The organism is Cellulomonas uda (genome assembly GCF_006538705.1).
In the GTDB taxonomy this organism is placed as follows: Bacteria; Actinomycetota; Actinomycetes; order Actinomycetales; family Cellulomonadaceae; genus Cellulomonas; species Cellulomonas uda.
Window position 1 is genome coordinate 15424 of record NZ_BJLP01000045.1, and the last position, 18510, is coordinate 33933.

Annotated in this window: 18 protein-coding genes and 1 pseudogene; 9 read left to right on the forward strand and 10 right to left on the reverse strand. The window is 74.1% G+C overall.

Annotated elements, in window-relative coordinates:
* The first annotated feature begins 4 nt into the window (after positions 1–4).
* Positions 5–847 (forward strand): CAP domain-containing protein, encoded by an 843-nt coding sequence (locus tag CUD01_RS12590; protein WP_166771947.1) that lies wholly within the window; start codon positions 5–7, stop codon positions 845–847.
* A 31-nt stretch (positions 848–878) separates the two neighbouring features.
* Here CUD01_RS12590 and CUD01_RS12595 read toward each other — a convergent pair whose 3' ends face one another.
* Both CUD01_RS12595 and truA read right to left on the reverse strand, forming a co-directional pair.
* Positions 879–3608: a cation-translocating P-type ATPase gene (locus CUD01_RS12595; protein WP_141321528.1), complete on the reverse strand. Its 2730-nt coding sequence runs from the start codon at positions 3606–3608 to the stop codon at positions 879–881.
* 149 nt (positions 3609–3757) lie between these two features.
* A complete protein-coding gene (gene truA, locus CUD01_RS12600; protein WP_141321530.1) occupies positions 3758–4651 on the reverse strand; it encodes a tRNA pseudouridine(38-40) synthase TruA in 894 nt (297 codons plus the stop codon).
* Positions 4652–4759: 108 nt separating this feature from the next.
* On the opposite strand from truA, the gene CUD01_RS17150 reads away from it, so the two are divergent.
* The 6 genes from CUD01_RS17150 to CUD01_RS12625 all read left to right on the forward strand — a co-directional run bounded on the left by CUD01_RS17150 (position 4760) and on the right by CUD01_RS12625 (position 8637).
* Positions 4760–5146 carry a DUF6338 family protein gene (locus tag CUD01_RS17150; protein ID WP_243860766.1) on the forward strand — a complete coding sequence of 129 codons (387 nt, stop codon included), beginning with the start codon at positions 4760–4762 and terminating at the stop codon, positions 5144–5146.
* Between the two features lie 198 nt (positions 5147–5344).
* Entirely contained in the window at positions 5345–5626 is a 282-nt protein-coding gene (locus tag CUD01_RS12605; protein WP_174773883.1) for a hypothetical protein, read from the forward strand.
* 91 nt (positions 5627–5717) lie between these two features.
* Positions 5718–6485, forward strand: coding sequence for an ROK family protein (locus CUD01_RS12610; RefSeq protein WP_094180720.1), 768 nt, complete (start codon positions 5718–5720; stop codon positions 6483–6485).
* 39 nt (positions 6486–6524) lie between these two features.
* Positions 6525–7448, forward strand: coding sequence for a hypothetical protein (locus CUD01_RS12615; RefSeq protein WP_141321532.1), 924 nt, complete (start codon positions 6525–6527; stop codon positions 7446–7448).
* Between the two features lie 33 nt (positions 7449–7481).
* The gene (locus CUD01_RS12620; protein ID WP_141321534.1) at positions 7482–8048 is read left to right on the forward strand and encodes a hypothetical protein; all 567 of its coding nucleotides are present in this window, start codon (positions 7482–7484) and stop codon (positions 8046–8048) included.
* A gap of 61 nt (positions 8049–8109) precedes the next feature.
* Positions 8110–8637, forward strand: coding sequence for a DUF488 domain-containing protein (locus tag CUD01_RS12625; RefSeq protein WP_141321536.1), 528 nt, complete (start codon positions 8110–8112; stop codon positions 8635–8637).
* Here CUD01_RS12625 and CUD01_RS12630 read toward each other — a convergent pair.
* Positions 8613–9359 carry an alpha/beta fold hydrolase gene (locus CUD01_RS12630; RefSeq protein ID WP_244937773.1) on the reverse strand — a complete coding sequence of 249 codons (747 nt, stop codon included), beginning with the start codon at positions 9357–9359 and terminating at the stop codon, positions 8613–8615. The genes CUD01_RS12625 and CUD01_RS12630 overlap by 25 nt on opposite strands.
* 163 nt (positions 9360–9522) lie before the next feature.
* On the opposite strand from CUD01_RS12630, the gene CUD01_RS12635 reads away from it, so the two are divergent.
* On the forward strand, positions 9523–14064 hold the full coding sequence (locus tag CUD01_RS12635; protein ID WP_141321538.1) for a beta strand repeat-containing protein: 4542 nt from the start codon (positions 9523–9525) through the stop codon (positions 14062–14064).
* A 97-nt stretch (positions 14065–14161) separates the two neighbouring features.
* Positions 14162–14548, forward strand: a complete 387-nt coding sequence (locus CUD01_RS12640) for a VOC family protein (protein WP_141321540.1) — start codon at positions 14162–14164, stop codon at positions 14546–14548.
* A 94-nt stretch (positions 14549–14642) separates the two neighbouring features.
* On the opposite strand, the gene rplQ is transcribed toward CUD01_RS12640, so the two are convergent.
* The 7 genes and pseudogenes from rplQ to CUD01_RS12675 form a co-directional block, all read right to left on the reverse strand.
* On the reverse strand, positions 14643–15176 hold the full coding sequence (gene rplQ / locus CUD01_RS12645) for a 50S ribosomal protein L17 (protein ID WP_141321542.1): 534 nt from the start codon (positions 15174–15176) through the stop codon (positions 14643–14645).
* A gap of 76 nt (positions 15177–15252) precedes the next feature.
* Positions 15253–16286 (reverse strand): annotated as a pseudogene (locus CUD01_RS12650) (DNA-directed RNA polymerase subunit alpha).
* 149 nt (positions 16287–16435) lie between these two features.
* Complete coding sequence (gene rpsK, locus CUD01_RS12655; RefSeq protein ID WP_019136350.1) at positions 16436–16837, reverse strand: 30S ribosomal protein S11; 402 nt, start codon at positions 16835–16837, stop codon at positions 16436–16438.
* Positions 16838–16884: 47 nt separating this feature from the next.
* On the reverse strand, positions 16885–17265 hold the full coding sequence (rpsM, locus tag CUD01_RS12660) for a 30S ribosomal protein S13 (RefSeq protein WP_094180729.1): 381 nt from the start codon (positions 17263–17265) through the stop codon (positions 16885–16887).
* 159 nt (positions 17266–17424) lie between these two features.
* A complete protein-coding gene (gene rpmJ / locus CUD01_RS12665) occupies positions 17425–17538 on the reverse strand; it encodes a 50S ribosomal protein L36 (RefSeq protein WP_013117849.1) in 114 nt (37 codons plus the stop codon).
* Positions 17539–17596: 58 nt separating this feature from the next.
* Positions 17597–17818, reverse strand: a complete 222-nt coding sequence (gene infA, locus CUD01_RS12670; RefSeq protein WP_013770189.1) for a translation initiation factor IF-1 — start codon at positions 17816–17818, stop codon at positions 17597–17599.
* A 242-nt stretch (positions 17819–18060) separates the two neighbouring features.
* Positions 18061–18510 (reverse strand): DUF5979 domain-containing protein (locus tag CUD01_RS12675; protein ID WP_218023859.1); only part of this gene is annotated, 450 nt, incomplete at its 5' end.

An 18510-nucleotide genomic window follows, 5' to 3' on the forward strand; every position in this document is an offset into this window, starting at 1 on the left:
GTTCGTGCCGGTTCCCCCGCCCTCCCCCGGACGTCGCGCCACGGGTCCCGACCCCGCCGTGCGACGCGACCCGCGTCGCCGTGACCTGCGCCGACGGTCCGCCCGGCGGCAGGCACGGCGGCAGCGTCGGCGCCGCCTGACGCACGCCGCACTGACCCTCGTCGTGCTCGGGGCCCTCGCGCTCGTCGTCCCGGCGGTGCTCGCCCCGGACGCGCACGAGGCGGCGGGCCCGGTCGTCGAGGTCCCCGCCGGGCCGACCGCCCCGACCGCCGACCCGCGCGACAGCGTGCGCGAACCCGCGAGCCGTTCGGCGCAGCGGAGCGCCTCGGCCACACCCACCACGACGCCCCCGCCCACACCCACGACGGCGACGACGACGCGGCCCGGGCAGGACGAGCGCACGGCTCCGTCCCCCTCCGGGCGTCCCTCCTCCCCCCGCGCGACGAGCGCCCCCTCCTCGGCGGCCCCCTCGTCCGCGCCGCCGGAGGCCGCACCCACGCCCGCCGACGAGATCGTCGCCCTCACCAACGAGGCGCGGCGCGACGCCGGGCTGGACCCCCTCGAGGTGTCGACGTGCGCGACGGACCAGGCGGCCGCGCGCGCCGCTGTGCTCGCCGCGGAGGACCGCTTCGAGCACGACCCGCTCGAGCCCGTGCTCCAGGCGTGCGACGCGCGTTCCGTCGGCGAGAACCTCGCGCTCGGCTACCCCACGGCGCGCGCGACCGTCGACGGCTGGCTCGACTCGCCCGGGCACCGCGCCAACCTGCTGGGGGACTTCACGTCGATCGGCGTCGGGTGCGCGGACACCGACCGCGGACCGCTGTGCGCGCAGGTGTTCCTGGCCTGAGCGTCAGTCCCGCCGCGTCAGTCCCGCAGCGTCAGTCCCGCAGCGTCCGGCGCGTCAGCGCCTTGGCCACCTCGATCACGAGGAACACCATCACGGCGCCGAGCGCGGTGATGCCCCACTCACGCGCGCCGATCGCGGTCGAGCCGAACCAGTCGTGCATGAACGGCGCGTACGTGAACACGAGCTGCAGCACCAGCAGCGCCCCGGCCGCGACCCACACGAGCCGGTTCCCGACGAGCACGCGCCACGTGAGGCTCGTCGAGCCCAGGAACCGGCAGTTGAGCAGGTAGGCGAGCTGGCCCAGCGCGAGCATGAGGACCGCGGAGGTCTGGGCGTACTCGTCGGACACCCCCAGCTGGTCCTTCTCGACGAGGAACACCGCGAGCGTGGCCGCACCGATCACGGCGGACGCCACGAGGATCAGGGTGAGCGAGCGCGCGGTGATGACGTGCGCGTCGGGCGAGCGCGGCGGGCGGGTCATGATGTCCGGCTCGGCGGGCTCACCCGCGAGCGCGAGCGACAGCGTCACCGCGGTGATGAGGTTGACCCACAGGATCTGCACGGGCGTGAGCGGCAGCGCGAGCCCGGCGAGCACCGCGACGAGGATGACGAGCGACTGCGCGCCGTTGGTCGGCAGCAGGAACGCCACGGACTTGCGGATGTTGTCGTAGATCCGCCGCCCCTCCTCGACCGCACGCTCGATGGTCGCGAAGTTGTCGTCGGCGAGGACGATGTCTGCGGCCTCCTTGGTGGCCTCGGTGCCCTTGATGCCCATCGCGATGCCCACGTCGGCCCGCGTGAGCGCGGGGGCGTCGTTGACGCCGTCGCCCGTCATCGCGACGACCTCGCGGTGCGACTGCAGCGCACGCACGATGCGGATCTTGTGCTCGGGCGACGTGCGCGCGAACACGTCGACGCCGCGCACGCGCCGGCGCAGCTGCTCGTTGGACATGGCCTCGAGCTCGGCGCCCGTGATGACCTCGGCGTCGTCGTTCGGCTCACCCGCCTCGCCTGCCACGCGTCCGCCGACGATGCCGAGCTCACGCGCGATCGCGAGCGCGGTGCCCGCGTGGTCGCCCGTGATCATCTTGACCCGGATGCCCGCGCGGTGGCAGTCGGCGATCGCCGCGACCGCCTCGGGGCGCGGCGGGTCCACGATGCCGAACAGACCCAGGAGCTCGAGCTCGGTGCCCACGTCGTCGCCGGTCAGCCCGGTCTCGCCCGTCGCGTCGCGCCGGGCGGCCGCGAGCACGCGCAGGCCCTGCGCGCCGAGCTCGTCGATCTGCCGTTCCCAGTACGCGGTGTCCAGCGGTGCGGAGCCGTAGTCGTCGCGCTGCGTGGTGCACCGGTCGAGCAGGCGGTCGGGCGCACCGAGGAGGTGCACGACGCGCGTGTCGTCGCCCAGGTCGTCGAGCGTCGCGGCGAACTTCGTCGACGACTCGAACGGCACCTGCGCGAGCCGCTCGCCGACCTCCCGGTAGCCGAGCTTGTCGCCCAGCACGACGACCGCGCCCTCGGTGGGCTGCCCGACGATCCCCCAGCGCCCGTCGGTCTGCACGGCGCGCGCGTCGTTGCACCGGACCCCGGCGCCGACGAGCGCGGCGAGGTCCGCCCGGGCGTCGAGCTCGACCAGGTCACCTGGCCCGTCGTCGTCGTGCAGGCGCACCGCACCCACGGGCTCGTACCCGAGGCCCTCGACGTCGTACGTCGCCTCGGGCGTGACGACGGTGCGCACCGTCATCTCGTTGCGCGTGAGCGTGCCGGTCTTGTCGGAGCAGATCGTCGTGACGGACCCGAGGCCCTCCACGGACGTGAGCTTGCGGGTGATCGCGTGGCGCCTCGCCATCTGCTGCACACCCAGCGCGAGCGTCACGGTGACGAGCGCCGGCAGCCCCTCGGGGACGGCGGCGACCGCGAACCCGATCGCCGCGGACACGAGCTCGTCGAGCGCGAAGTCGTGGATCACGCGGCCGATGACGAGCATCGCGGCGGCCATGAGCAGGATCAGCAGGCTGAGCTGCTTCCCGAGCCGCGCGAGCTGGCGCGTGAGCGGGGTGTCGAGGTGGTCGACCTCCGCGACGAGCTGCTGGATCCGTCCGATCTCCGTGGCACCCGCGGTCGCGGTGACGACCGCGACCCCGCGCCCGGCCGTGACGATCGTGCCGGAGAACAGCATCGAGGACCGGTCCCCCACGCCCGCATCCGCGCCGACCGGCTCCACGTCCTTGCTCGCGGGCACCGACTCGCCCGTGAGCGCGGCCTCGTCGACCTGCAAGGTCGTCGCCTCGACGAGCCGCGCGTCCGCGGGCACGCGGTCGCCGGACCGCACCCGCACCACGTCACCCGGCACCAGGTCGTCGGCCGCGACCGTGCGCCACTGCCCGTCGCGCCGCGCGTCCGCCTCGAGCGACAGCATCGTCGCGATGCCCGCGAGCGCCTTATCCGCGCGCCCCTCCTGCACGAACCCGACGACCGCGTTGGCGACCGCGACCGCGAGGATCACCGCGAAGTCGACCCAGTCGCTCAGGATCGCCTTGAGCACCGCCGCGGCGAGCAGGATGTAGATGAGCACGTCGTCGAAGTGCTCGAGGAACCGCAGCACGACGTTCTTGCGCGGCGGCTCGGGCAGCCGGTTCGGGCCGACCTCGGCGAGCCTACGTGCGGCCTCGGACTCAGTGAGGCCGTCCGGCGTGCTGGCGAGGGTCGCGAGCACCGCATCGGGTGTCTCGGCGTGGGCGACGAGCTCCGGCGCGACCGTCATGGCGAGGCCTCTCGACGTGCGGGCAGCGGTCCGCCCCCAGGCTCTCGCGACCCTCGCCGCCCGACGTGGGACGACCGGCTCAGCTGCGCCCGAAGGCGACGCATGCCTCATCCTGGCCGGGTCCGCCGCCGCGCGCACCCGCCGCGCGTTCAGCAGCAGTCGACCGCCGGGCGCACCTCGTGCTCGCCGCGCCGCGCGCGCGTCTGCTCCGCGCGTGCCTCCAGCTCCTCGTCCGCCGGGTACTCCACGGCCTCCAGCGTCAACCCGTGCGCGGCGACCACGTGCGCGGCCGCGTCCCGCCGCCGCGCGGCGAGGACCTCCCCCGGCCACGACACCGCGCGCCGCCCCTCGCCCACGGCCAGGCTCGCGCCGACGAGCGAGCGCACCATCGAGTGGCAGAACGCGTCGGCCTGCACAGTCGCGACGACGAGCCCGGCATCGGCACCCTCCGTCGGTCGGGTCCACTCGAAGCGCTCGAGCGTGCGGATGGTCGTCGCGTCCGGTCGCGGCTTGCAGTACGCCGCGAAGTCGTGCAGCCCGACGAGCGCCGCGGCGGCCTCGTGCATCGCCGCCACGTCCAGCGCCCGCGCGTGCCACAGCACGTGGCTGCGCGTGAGCGGGTCGCGCGCCGCCGCGTCGTCGCACACCCGGTAGGAGTACCGGCGGCGCAGCGCCGAGAACCGCGCGTCGAACCCCGGCGGCGCGAGCGTCACACGGTGCACGACGAGGTCCGGCGGCAGCACCCCTGCCAGCCGCGTGACCACCGCGTCGAGCGGGTCACGCTCGCTACGCCCCTGTGCCGCCGCGAGCGCCTCGTCGTCCACGTCCACGTGCGCGACCTGCCCACGTGCGTGCACCCCGGCGTCGGTACGCCCTGCGACGACGAGCCGCGGCGCGGGCACCCCGCGCGGACCCGTGCGCAGGATCGTCGCGAGCCCGTCCTCGAGCGTCCCCTGCACGGTCCGCAGCGCGGGCTGACGCGCCCACCCGGCGAAGTCGCTCCCGTCGTACGCGAGATCCAGACGCAGGCGCACGGCATTCACGCCGCCACGCTACCGGCCCAGCCGACCTGCTCCGCCCCGGACCGGCGACGACCCGCACGCACGGTTGTCCACAGCCCGCGCTGAAGCTCTTGTCGCGGGCCCGACTCGCTGGCAGGGTGCTCGACGACGTACGCACTCGTCCTCGGCGCGGTCGTCGTCCCGGCGCTCGTCGCCTGGATCGCTCACCGGGGCAGCCGATGGACCCGCCCGACGTCAGGCGCGCTCCGCTGGGCCATCCACAGGGCGCGTCCGCTGCGCCGGGCCGCAGCCGGGTGGTGGACCGCGAACGTCGGCCGCGTCGTCCCCGCGTTCAGCCGAATCCCTACTGCGTGGGACGCTGCGGCGCCGAACCTCGGGAGGCGGTTCGTGCGCATCGAGACTGCCTCCGGCACGTTCGTCGGCGGCTGGTTCGGCGAGAACAGCTTCGTGAGCACCTACCCGGAGCCGCACCGAATTGGCCACCGCACCATCGACTGGAGGAGCCACCCGTGGTGACTAGCGAACCGCACGCACATCGACGCGCGGCCGACGGCTCCCCGCGCCCGCTGCGGATGCTCATCCAGGAGGGCCAGCGCGGCGCAACACCGGTCGCCACGCGGCTCCCCGCGTCGACAGCGCCCAAGACACCACCCCCCGGCAGCGCCGGCTCGTCCACCGCTGCGAAGAAGCTCAACGCGCAGCCCTGAAGGACCCGTGCCGCGGCACACGGTTGGCCGCAAGTCCGACACCCTCGATGCCGAGAACGCCGCACGAGCCGTTCTGGCCGGCTTCGCGACTGCCACTCCCGTGAGCGCCGACGGTGCCGCAGAGATGATTCGGCAGCTGAAGATCGCCCACGACCAGGCCGTCGAGCGCCGATCTGCAGCCATGGTGACGATGAAGGCGATGCTCGTGCACGCACCCGACGAACTGCGTCGAGAGACCGCACTCAAGACCCCGGATGCGCGGCCGAGACATCGATGCGCGGCCGATTGACCCGGCTTGTCCCGGGACCTTCGTCTCGGTGGTCAGTCGGGGCGGCTTGTCGCGCTCCACGTGGGCGCGGGGCGTCCTCTAGCGTGGCGGTGTGCCTGAGGTGGAGCCGTACACGCTCGCCGTGGACTGCGGCGGGGGTGGCATCAAGGCGTCGGTGCTCGACGCGGCCGGCACGTTGCACGCGCCCGCGGTGCGGGTGCCCACGCCGTACCCGTTGCCGCCGCAGCGGTTGGTGGAGACGATCGCGGGGATCGCGGCGGACCTGCCGCGCGCGGACCGGCTGACGGTCGGGATGCCGGGGATGATCCGGCACGGCGTGGTCGTCGCGACCCCGCACTACGTGACGAAGCACGGGCCGCGGACGGCGGTCGACCCGGACCTCGTCGTGGCGTGGGCGGGGTGCGACATCCGCGCGGCGCTCGAGGCCGGGCTGGGGCTGGCGACGATCGTGCTGAACGACGCCGAGGTGCACGGGGCGGGCGTGGTCTCGGGGACGGGGCTGGAGCTGGTGCTGACGCTCGGCACGGGGCTCGGGTCGGCGCTGTTCGACGGCGGGGCGATCGCGCCGCACCTGGAGCTGTCGCACGCGCCGGTGCGCCGCGCGGTGACGTACGACGAGTACATCGGGCAGCCTGAGCGGCGTCGGCTGGGCAACGCGCTGTGGTCGCGGCGCGTGCAGCGCGTGGTCGAGGGGTTCCGGCCGGTGTTCCACTGGGACCGCCTCTACCTGGGCGGGGGCAACGCGCGGCACGTGACACCGACGGTCCGGGAGCGGCTCGGTGACGACGTCGTCGTCGTGCCGAACCAGGCCGGGATCGTCGGCGGCGTGCGGGCATGGACGTTGACGCGCGCGCGCTGATGCCGTGTCGGCTCGCCGGCGCCGTTACCGTGTCCCGCCATGGGCTGGTTCTCCCGACGACCTGACGACGACCCGACGACGGCCGCTGCGACCGGTGGGGACGCCTTCGCCGACGACGGGCTCGCGCCGCTCGGCCGCGCGGACGCGGACTGGCTGCGGTCCGCCGCGCTCGCGGGGTTCACGCGCATCGGAGTCCCGGGGGTCGAGGCACGCGCCGACCACCTGGTCGACGCGGCGGGCAAGCGGTACGGGCTGACGAACCTCGCAGCGCTGCTCGCGCAGCAGGACCGCGCGCAGTGGCAGGGGGTCGTGGACACGCACGTGAGCTCGCTCGCGCTCGCGCTGCGGCGGGCGGAGTCGACGTACGACGAGGTCGCGCACCTCCTGGTCGCGCGCGTCATGGTCGAGGCGGACCTGCCGGTGCTGCCGCCGGACGCCGGTCCGTCGCTCGGCGGCGGGCTGTGCGTGCGCGCGGCGATCGACTACCCCGAGTCGGTGTCGGTGCTGTACGACGACCGGCTGGGCGGCTGGGAGGTCACCGGGGACGCGGCGCTCGCGGGTCTGCGCCGCCTGCCGGCGCCCGCGCACGAGACGTTCGAGCACGACGTGCACCTGTTCGAGGCGGCGGACTTCTTCGGTGCATCGCGCGTGCTGGTGCACGACGAGCTGCTCGACTCGGTCGGTCTCACCGACCGGCCGTACGGCACGCTCGTCGTGCTGCCCGCGCGTGCGCTGCTCGGCGTGCACGTGCTGCGCGACGCCACCGTGGTCCACGCGCTGCACCTCATGGCGCAGCTCGCGCGCGCCGGGCAGTCGCAGCCGGGCGCCATGAGCCCGCACGTGTACTTCCGCACGCCCGACGGCACGCTGCAGCAGGTCACGCGGTACTCGGACGAGAAGATCGACGTCCTCGTGGAGGGTGCGTTCGCGGACGCGATGCGGGCCGCGCGGCTCGTCGACTGACCCGCGCCGGGCGCTCGGTACAGTCGGGGCACCATGTCGAGCGAGACCCCGAGCCCCGAGCAGCCGCAGACCCCCGTCGTCGTCCCCCTGCCGGACGGCTCGTCCGCGACGCTGCGCGTGGGCGAGGCTCCCACGGTCGACGAGACGGTGCTGGCGGCACTGCGCGCCCTGCCCGCACCTGAGCACCAGGTCGCGTCGTTCGCGGTGCACGCGTTCTCGGGGGACTCGCTCACGGCCGGCCGCGTGCTCGCCGTCGAGGACCTGCTGGCGACGGTCGACGACGAGCCCGCACCGCACGGTCTGCTGGTCGCGGTGCCCGACGCGCGCTCGCTGCTGGTGCACGCGGTGCGCGACGAGCACGTGCTGCGCGCCGCGCACCTCATGGCGACCATCGCGCGGCTGCGGCAGGGCGAGGCGGACGCGATCGACGCCGACGTGTTCTACCGCGCCCCGGACGGGACGCCGCAGCGCATCACGGCGCACGCCGACGCCGAGGTCGAGGTGCACGTCGAGGGCGCGTTCGCCGACACGCTCGCGGCGATGGGCCTGATCGACCGCAGCCGCCGGGCGCGCCGCGCGGCGAAGCGCGCGAAGCGCTGACGAGATCCGCGCCGACGAGGTTCGCGCTGCCGCTGGCGTCCACCGCGGGCACGATGGCTCGATGACGAGCGAGCCCACCCTGTGGACCGTCGGGCACTCGACGCGCCCGTTCGACGAGCTGCGCGCGATGCTCGACGACGCGGGGGTGACGTGCCTGGTGGACGTGCGCCGGTTCGCCGGCTCGCGCCGCAACCCGCAGTACTCCCCGGACGCGCTGCGCGAGCAGCTCGGTGACGCGTACCTCCCGCTGCCCGCCCTGGGTGGTCGTCGGACGCCCGCACCGGACTCCCCGAACGACGCGTGGCGCGTCGCGGCGTTCCGCGGCTACGCCGACCACCTCGCGTCCGACGAGTACACCGGCGCCCGCGCGCTGCTCATGGCCCGCGCGCACGCCGAGCGGTGCGCCGTGATGTGCGCCGAGGCCGTGTGGTGGCGGTGCCACCGGCGGCTGATCGCCGACGACCTCACGGCACGCGGCTGGCTCGTCCGGCACCTCATGGGCCCGGGCACGACGGTGACGCACCCGCTCAACCCCGCGGCACGGCTCGTCGACGGGACGCTGCGCTACCCCGCGGAGGGGACGGGCTGACGACGCCGCGGGTCACCCGTGACCTCGTCGTACGCCTCCAGCACGGCACGCGTGAACCGGACGGGCGCCACGACGCTCACGAGGTGCGTGGCACCGGGCACGACCACGAGCCGGCCGTCGTGGCACGCGGCGAGGAACGCGCGCTCGTCGGCGCGGAAGTGGTCGTAGCGCCCGTTGACGAGCCAGACCGGCGCGGTCACGCGCGTGAGGTCCGCGACGGGGTCGAGCCCGCCGACCTCACGCAGCACGTCGGCCATCACGTCGAGCGCGAACCCGCCCGCGCCCAGGTCCGCGCCGGCGTCCGGCGGGAGCATGAGCCGCACGAACCCGTCGTTGAGCCCTGCCCCACGGTCGGGCAGCCGGGCGATCAGCGCCGCGAGCGCGGCCCACCCGCCGACCAGGACGCGGCGCGGGCGTGTGCAGCACCCGGCGGCGAGCAGCCCGGCGACCTGCTCGGGGTGCCGAGCGGCGTGCGCGACCGCCACGTACGCGCCCAGCGACAGCCCGACGACGAGGGCGCGGCCGCCGAGACCGTCCACCGCGTCCGCGATCGTCGTCACCGCACCGTCGGCCGTGAACCGCTCCGCGGCACGCGTACCGTGCCCGGGCAGGTCGACCGCGGTCGTCGGGATCCCGGCGCGCGCCAGCGCGTCCGTCTGCGGGCGCCACATGGTGCGTGACGTGCGCACGCCGTGCACCAGCACGATCCCGGTGTCCCCCACGAGGTGACCGTACCTCGGACACCCTCCGCTCCGGTCACCCGATCGGACCCCGTACGAACCGGGGCGTTCCGGTCGCGCCGCCGCCGGGACCACCCGCCAGGTGCCGGCGTTCCCTACGGTCGTGCGGACCGTCTCCAGCCGGGCCACCGATCATCGAGGACACATGCGCCTGACCGCCCCCTTGCGACGCGCCACCGCCGCGCTCGCCACCGCCTCTCTCGCGCTCGCCGCCCTCGCCACGGGCCTCGTCGCCCCGGCGGCCGCCGCGGGCGTCGGGTTCGTCGTCGACGACTTCGCCGGCACCTCGATGGGCCCGCGCGAGCTGCTCACGCCGGGCGAGTTCGAGTGCGGGCCGACGCGCAACACGACCCTCACCCCGGGCGCAGGGACCCTCAAGGTCGACGTGCGGGTGCCCGACTCGCTGGGCTGCACGTACGGCGACGCTCGGATCCGGTGGACCGCCGCGGGGACGGTGGACCTGCAGGCGGGCGGCGCGGACCGCATCGAGATGCGCTACCGCGACGTGCTGCCCAACCAGCCGTCGGCCGTGACGTTCGGTCTCCAGGCGGTCGACGTCAACGGCAAGGTCGCGTCGGTGGGCGGCCTGTCCCGCAACGGCGGCGCCGCGTCGGACTGGCTGACGGTCCGCTACACGCCCGCGTACGTGGGCGACGTCGCCGTCCTGTCGTTCCCGTCCGGGTTCGACCGCACGCGGGTCAAGTCGATCGTGCTGCTCGTCTCGGCGACCACGTCGTACCAGAACGTCTCCGTGACGCTCGAGGGGATCGGCGCCGGCAACGGCGAACCGACCTACCAGGCGCCGTCGTTCGGCGCGACGACCCCGCTGGTCTTCCCGCCGTCGACGAGCACGTCGCGCACGGTCACCGTGACGGGCAACCCCGCCCCCGACGTGAGCGTGACGTCCGGCAAGCCGGCGTGGATGACGGTCTCGACGAGCAAGTCGGGCAGCACCACGACCGTGACGCTGTCCGGCAACCCCGCCACGTCGTACACGGACACGACCATGACGCTGCGCGCGAACGTCGCAGGCTCGCTCACGGCCGACGCGACCATCCCTGTCGTCGTGCCGTCCCCCGTCGTGGTCGGGTACTCCTCGGACCTCGCGACGGTCGACGTCCCGGGGCCGACCCTGCTCGGCACGGCGACCTCAACCCCGGGCTCCCGGGTCCTCGGCCCGACCACCGGCCTGCCGCCGGGCACCGCGCTCACGGTGTCGGGATCGGACGTGCTGCTGACCGGCACGCCCACCGCGACGGGGACGTACGCCATCTCGACGACGGTCGGGAACGACTACCGCACGGCGCCGTTCGGCCGGACCCTCGTCGTCGGGCAGAAGCCGACGTTCGGAACGCTCGCCACCCAGACCCTCGTCCTCGACGAGCCCGTCTCGATCCCACTGCCGATGACCGGGTACCCCGCACCCGTCGTCGCGGTCGCGGGGCTGCCCGCAGGCCTGACGTACGCCAACGGCGCGATCACGGGGACGCCGATCGAGGCCGTGGCGCGGACGGTGTCCGTGACCGCCGCGAACGCGTGGGGCTCGACCCTGGCGAGCTTCTCCGTCGTCGTGGGTCCGCGGCCCACCGTCACGGCCCCCACCACCACGACCCTGACCGCAGGCGTGCCCGTCTCGCTCCCGCTGTCGCCGACCGGCGACCCGTACGACGTGACGGCGACCGGCCTGCCGGCCGGGCTGAGCGTCGGCGGGAGCGGGTCCGGCGCCGTCATCTCGGGCACACCGGTGCGCCCGACGACCGCTGCGCAGACCAGCGGGACCGCCACGATCACCGTGGACAACGGCTTCGCGACCGGCACGGCGACGTGGTCCTGGCGCGTCGAGGCGCCGCCCGTGCTCACCGGTCCGACGAGCGTGTCAACGAGCGTGGGCACCCCCTTCACCGGCGTGCAGGTCGTGGCGGCGGGCTTCCCGACCCCCACGATCTCCGTGTCGAACGCCGGTGACCTGCCTCCGGGCGTCTCGCTCGACCTGTCCACCCCGGGCACGGTCGCGGTCGTCGGGACGCCGACCGCGTCCGGCACGGCGGTCCTCGAGCTGACCGCGGACAACGGCACGGGAGCCCCGGTCGTGCGCACGCTCACGGTGAGCGCCCTCGTCGGGCCCTCGTTCTCCGACGCCGCACCGCGGCTGACGGTGGCCGCGGGCTCCAGCGACCAGCTCACCCTCGACTGGAGCGGCTACACGCGGCCGACCCTGAGCCTCGGCTCCACGCTGCCGTCCTGGCTCACGTTCTCCGCGGCCGACGGCACGTTCACGGCGGCGCCCGGCGCGGCGGTGCACGGTGTGTTCGGGCCGTACCAGGTTACCGCCACCAACGCGGCCGGGACCGCGGTCGCGAACGTGACGGTCGAGGTCACCGCGCCCCCGACGATCACCCGCCAGTACCTCGGGTACACCGGTCCGGTCGACGCCCCGATGGGCACCTGGACGGTCGCGACGTACACCGGGCAGCCCGCGCCCACCGTGACGGTCACCGGGCTCCCGGCGGGCATCACGGCGACGACGACGGGCGGCCAGGTCACGTTCTCCGGGACGCCCACCGAGAGCGGCTCGCACGTCGCGACGATCGGTGCGACCAACGACCGCGGGTCGGTCTCCACGACGTTCGAGTTCGACATCACGGCGCCGCCGAGCCTGGCGGCCCCGGCGACCGTGACGATCCCCCGAGGCGTCGCCGCGACGATCCCCCTGACCATCGGGGGCCACCCGCGGCCCACGGTCGTCGCCACCGGCCTGCCGGCCGGGCTGGCGCTCGACGCCGTGGCCGGCACCATCCAGGGGACGCCCACGACGGCCGGCGCCTTCGACGTCCAGCTGTCGCTGACCGTCGGCGGGGCACCCGTCGCGGGGTCGGCGCGGACCATGACGGTCCACGTCACCGCCGCCCCGACGTTCGCGACGGCGCCCACCGGCACGACGCTGCGGCGCGGGACGGCCGCGGACGTCGCCGCGTTCGTCGTCGCGGGCCACCCGACGCCCACGGCCACGGCCGACGGCCTGCCCGCGGGCCTGTCGCTGTCCCAGACCGGGACGGCGGTGCGCCTCGTCGGCACACCGACCCAGTCCGGCACGTTCGAGGTGGAGGTCGAGCTGAGCAGCACGGTCGGCACCGAGACCGCCGGGTGGACCGTCGTCGTGCAGGAGCCCGCGGGCGTCGCCGCACCGGCGGCCGTCACGGTCGACGCGGACGAGGCGATCACCCCGATCACCGTCACCTCGTCCGGCTACCCGGCCCCGACCGTCACCGCGGCGGGCCTGCCCGACGGGCTCGCGCTCGTCACGGACGGCGACGGGACGCGCATCACCGGCACCCCCACGCAGGACGGCCCGCACACGGTGACCCTCACGGCGACGAACGGCGTGGGCGACCCCGCCACGGCGACCGTCTCGCTCGAGGTGCACTCCGTCCCGAGCCTCGGCGCGGACCGCACCGAGACGTTCCCGGCGGGCGGCACGCGCGTCGCCGTGCTGACGCCGACGGGCTACCCCGCACCGACGCTCACGACGTCGGCGCTGCCGTCCTGGCTGACGTTCGACGCCGCGACCGCGACGTTCGAGGGCACGCCGACCGGCGCCGACCAGGGCGCCGACCAGAGCGTCGAGGTGACCGCGACCAACGCCGCGGGCACCGCCACGGTGCAGGTCGCGCTCGTCGTCACGGCCGCCCCGGACGTCGCGGACCGCGACGGCACGACGACGGTGCGTTCCGGCGCCACGGTCGACGTGCCGCTCACCACCGTGACCGGCTACCCCCTCCCCACGCTCACGACGTCCGGGCTGCCGGTCGGCCTCGACGTCACGCTGGCGTCGGGCGGGCTGCGGCTCACGGGCAGCACCACCGACGTCGGCACGCACGCGGTCGAGCTGACGCTCGCGAACGGCGCCGGGGCGGAGCTGCGGGTCCCGTGGACGGTCGTCGTCGAGGCGCCCGCCGCCCTGACCGGACCGACCACGGTGCGGGTCACGCACGGCGACGGCGTCGACGAGACGTTCGGCGCGACCGGTTACCCCGTGCCCACCGTGACCGCGGCGGGCCTGCCCGCCGGGCTCGCGTGGATCCCCGCCACGGGCGGCGGGCGCCTCGTCGGCACCCCGCAGGACCCGGGCACGTCGACGATCACGCTCACGGCGCACAACGGCGTCGACGCGGACGCGGTGCACGAGGTCACGCTGACCGTCGACCTGCGCGACGTGGTGGTGTCCCTCTCGGCCGCGAAGGTCCGCGCCGGCCAGGCCCTGCAGGTGCGCGCGAGCGGCCTGCAGGACGGTGAGGCCGTCGAGGTCTGGCTGCACTCCACGCCGCAGCTCCTCGCGCGGGCGACCGCCGACGTGGCGGGCGAGCTGGACCTGTCCGTCACCGTCCCCGCCGGCACGCCGGTCGGGGCGCACACGGTGGTCGTCGAGGCCGCGTCGGGTGCGACCGGCACCGCGGCGGTCACGGTCCTCGCGGCGGCGACGCCCACGCCGACGCCCACCGCCGGCACCCCGGAGCCGAGCACGGGGACGACGCCGAGCCCGACCGCGACGTCCGACACCGGCACCGCCACCCCGGCGGACCCGGACCTCGCGACGACGGGCGGTGACGTCGCGGGCCTGCTCGCGGCGGGCCTCCTCGCGCTGGTCGCGGGTGGCGTGGTCCTGCTGGTCCGGCGGCGCCGGCCCTGACACGACGACGAGGGGCGGGCGCCACCACGGTGCCCGCCCCTCGTCGCGTCCGGGCCCGGCGTAGCGTGGGCGCACGCCCGGCACCCCAGGAGGACGCATGGACCGTCCCGCGCTCCGGCTCACGTCCGTGACCATCGGCACCGACGAGCCCGCACGCCTCGCCGCGTTCTACGCGCGCCTCCTCGGCGGCGAGGTCACGGCCGCCGACCCGCCCTCCCCCGACGGCCCCGGCTGGGCGCAGGTCCGGGTCCCGGACGGGCCGACGCTCAACCTCGAGGGCGAGGTCCGGTTCCGCCGCCCGGTGTGGCCCGCCGTGCCGGGCGGTCAGAACGCCACCCAGCACCTCGACATCCAGGTCCAGGACCTCGCGGCCGCCACCGCGTGGGCGCTGGAGGCCGGCGCGACCCTCGCCGCGGTCCAGCCCCAGAGCGACGTGCGGGTGCTCCTCGACCCGTCGGGGCACCCGTTCTGCCTGTTCCTCTGACGTCGGCCGCCCCGGTCCCACGCGCCGGACACCCCGCACGCACGAGGGCCCGGACACCGTGGCGGTGTCCGGGCCCTCGTCAGTGCTGCGGAGCTCAGGCCTTGTCGTCGGCCTTGTCCTCGGCGGGAGCCTCGTCGGCGACGGGCGCGTCCTCGACGACGTCCTCGGCCACGGTCTCCTCGACCTTCGCGTCCTCGACCTTCTCGGCCTTCGGCGCGGCCTTCGCGGTGGCCTTGGTGGCCTCCTTGACGACCGCCTGCTTCGGCGAGAGCGGCTCACGCACGATCTCGATCACGGCGAGGGGCGCGTTGTCACCCTTGCGCGGACCGATCTTCGTGATGCGCGTGTAGCCACCGTTGCGCTCGGCGAGAGCCGGGGCGATCTCGGTGAACAGCGTGTGCACGACGCTCTTGTCCTTGACGACCGTCAGGACGCGACGACGCGCGTGCAGGTCACCGCGCTTGGCGAACGTGATGAGGCGCTCGGCGAGGGGGCGCAGGCGCTTGGCCTTGGCCTCCGTCGTCGTGATGCGGCCGTGCTCGAACAGCGACGTCGCGAGGTTCGCGAGGATCAGCCGCTCGTGCGCCGGTCCGCCACCGAGCCGGGGACCCTTGGTGGGCGTAGGCATGGTCAAATCTCCTTGAAGTTCTTCGTCAAGTACCGAGTCAGTGGTCCCGAGTCAGTACTGCCAACCGGTGCTGAGGTCAGTACTGCTCGTCCTCGACGAAGTCGCCCTCGTCGTCGCCGTAGTACGCCGACGCGGACGGGTCGAAGTCGAGCGGGCTGTCCTTGAGGGGTCGAGCGGGCTGTCCTTGAGGGACAGGCCGAGCTCGGCGAGCTTCTCCTTGACCTCCGTGATCGACTTCGCGCCGAAGTTGCGGATGCCCAGGAGGTCGGCCTCCGAACGGGCGACGAGCTCGCCGACCGTGTGGATGCCCTCACGCTTGAGGCAGTTGTACGAGCGGATCGTCAGCTGCAGGTCCTCGATCGGCAGCGCCAGGTCCGCGGCCAGGGCCGCGTCCGTCGGCGACGGGCCGATCTCGATGCCCTCGGCCTCGATGTTGAGCTCGCGCGCCAGGCCGAACAGCTCGACGAGCGTCTTGCCGGCCGACGCGAGCGCGTCGCGCGGGCTGATCGCCGCCTTCGTCTCGACGTCGACGATGAGCTTGTCGAAGTCCGTGCGCTGCTCGACACGCGTCGCCTCGACCTTGTAGGTCACCTTGAGGACCGGCGAGTAGATCGAGTCGACCGGGATACGGCCGATCTCGGCGTCGAACGTCTTGTTCTGCGCGGCCGACACGTAGCCACGCCCACGCTCGACGGTGAGCTCGATCTCGAGCTTGCCCTTGTCGTTGAGGGTCGCGAGGTGCAGGTCGGGGTTGTGCACCTCGACGCCCGCCGGCGGCACGATGTCCGCGGCGGTGACCTCACCCGGGCCCTGCTTGCGCAGGTACATCACGACGGGCTCGTCGTTCTCCGACGAGACCACGAGGTTCTTGATGTTGAGGATGACCTCGGTGACGTCCTCCTTGACCCCCGGCACGGTCGAGAACTCGTGCAGCACGCCGTCGATACGGATCGACGTGACGGCGGCACCGGGGATGGAGGACAGCAGCGTCCGGCGGAGCGAGTTGCCGAGCGTGTAGCCGAAGCCCGGCTCGAGCGGCTCGATGGAGAACCGCGAACGGTTCTCCGAGATGACCTCTTCGGCCAGGGTGGGGCGCTGTGCGATCAGCACGGTGTGATTCCTCTCAGCGGACGTCCGCCATATGACGCCACGCAGGTGTTGCTATCCCGGTCATGCCTCGGTCCGCATCCCGGGGGACGGCTGGACGACCTACGCTCGCGCCGGGCCGAGCAGGGGCACGGCCCGGCGCGAGCGAGGGGTCAGACGCGGCGGCGCTTCGGCGGACGGCAGCCGTTGTGCGCCTGCGGCGTCACGTCCTGGATCGAACCGACCTCGAGGCCGGCGGCCTGCAGCGACCGGATCGCGGTCTCGCGGCCCGAACCCGGGCCCTTGACGAAGACGTCGACCTTGCGCATGCCGTGCTCCTGCGCACGACGGGCGGCGGCCTCGGCGGCGAGCTGCGCGGCGAACGGCGTCGACTTGCGCGAACCCTTGAAACCGACCTGGCCGGACGACGCCGACGAGATCACGGCGCCCGAGGGGTCGGTGATCGAGATGATCGTGTTGTTGAACGTGCTCTTGATGTGCGCCTGGCCGTGGGAGACGTTCTTCTTCTCCTTGCGGCGCGGCTTGCGCACGGCGGTACGGGACTTGGGAGGCATCTGCTCTTCTTCTCTCTACGGATCGGGCTGCCGGAAGCGGCGGGCGGTTACTTGCGCCCGGCCTTCTTCTTGCCGGCGACGGTGCGCTTCGGGCCCTTGCGGGTGCGCGCGTTGGTCTTCGTGCGCTGGCCGCGCACCGGAAGGCCGCGGCGGTGACGCAGGCCCTCGTAGCAGCCGATCTCGACCTTGCGGCGGATGTCCGCGGCGACCTCACGGCGGAGGTCACCCTCGAGCTTGTAGCTGCCCTCGAGGTAGTCACGGAGCGCGACGAGCTCGTTGTCGCCGAGCTCCTTCACGCGCAGGTCGCCGGAGATGCCGGTGGCCGCGAGGGTCTCCTTGGCGCGCGTGCGGCCGACCCCGTAGATGTAGGTGAGCGCGATCTCCAGCCGCTTCTCGCGGGGGAGGTCGACGCCGATGAGACGTGCCATGTGCCTGGTGGCTCCTGTTACTGCTCGGAGGTCTTCCGCACCGCCCTCCCGCTGTCCTGCGGGCCCCGGCCTCCGAGCCGAGGGTTCAACGGTCCCGGCTGAGCCGGACCCGAGGTGGTGGTGCGCTGGGTGCCCCGAGGGGCAGGTGATGCGTGGGCGTCAGCCCTGACGCTGCTTGTGGCGCAGGTTCTCGCAGATCACCTGGACGCGACCGTGCCGGCGGATCACCTTGCACTTGTCGCAGATCTTCTTGACGCTGGGCTTGACCTTCATCGCGTGTTTCCTCCGCCGCCGCGTGCCCGCTCAGGGACCGGCGGCGATGTCGTGGTGATTACTTGTAGCGGTAGACGATGCGACCGCGGGACAGGTCGTACGGGCTCAGCTCGACGACCACCCGGTCCTCGGGGAGGATCCGGATGTAGTGCTGCCGCATCTTGCCCGAGATGTGAGCGAGCACCTTGTGGCCGTTGGTGAGCTCCACGCGGAACATCGCGTTCGGCAGCGCCTCGACGACACTGCCCTCGATCTCGATGACGCCGTCCTTCTTCGCCATGTCCTCCGCTAACTGTCGGTCGTGTCGAGCACCACGAGTTCCACGCGAACCGGCATGGCGCCGGGACGTCGTCGAGTTCGTGGAAGGGAGCGGGTGCTGCCCCGGTGCCGTCCGGCCGGTCTCCCGGTCGTCGCGACGAACAGAGCGCACACACCCAACGGGCTACTTTACGCCATGCCACCCATTCGACGAAACCGCTCCGGTGACCCCGAGACGTGACGTCCGACTCCCCCGCCGCGTGCTCAAGGGCGTCGGAGCCCGTGCCGGGCCGCGGTGGCCGTCTCGCGGCGGCGCAGCACCAGGAGCACCGCACCGGTGAGCGCGAGAGTCAGCGCGACGCCGAGCGTCGTCCACGCGTCGGCGCCCGTCGTCGCGAGCGCGCCGCCCTCGTCGCCGGAGCCGTCACCCGCGCCGGGCGCGCTCGAGTCGCCACCGCCGTCGTCGTCACCGCGCGGTGCCGTCCCGTCGTCGCCACCGTCGTCGTCCCCGCCGTCGTCCCCGCCGCCACCGGTGCCGGGGCCGGTCGGGTCGTCGGCGTCGAACGTGTTGGTCAGCGTCACGCGCGTGAGCTGACCGTCCGCGGTGATCTCGACCGTCGCCGGCGCGAACGCCGCGGCCACCCAGTCGCCACCCGCCACGCGCGCGGGCGTCACCTCGTCGAACGTCACGACCGTGCCCAGCGGCAGGTTCGT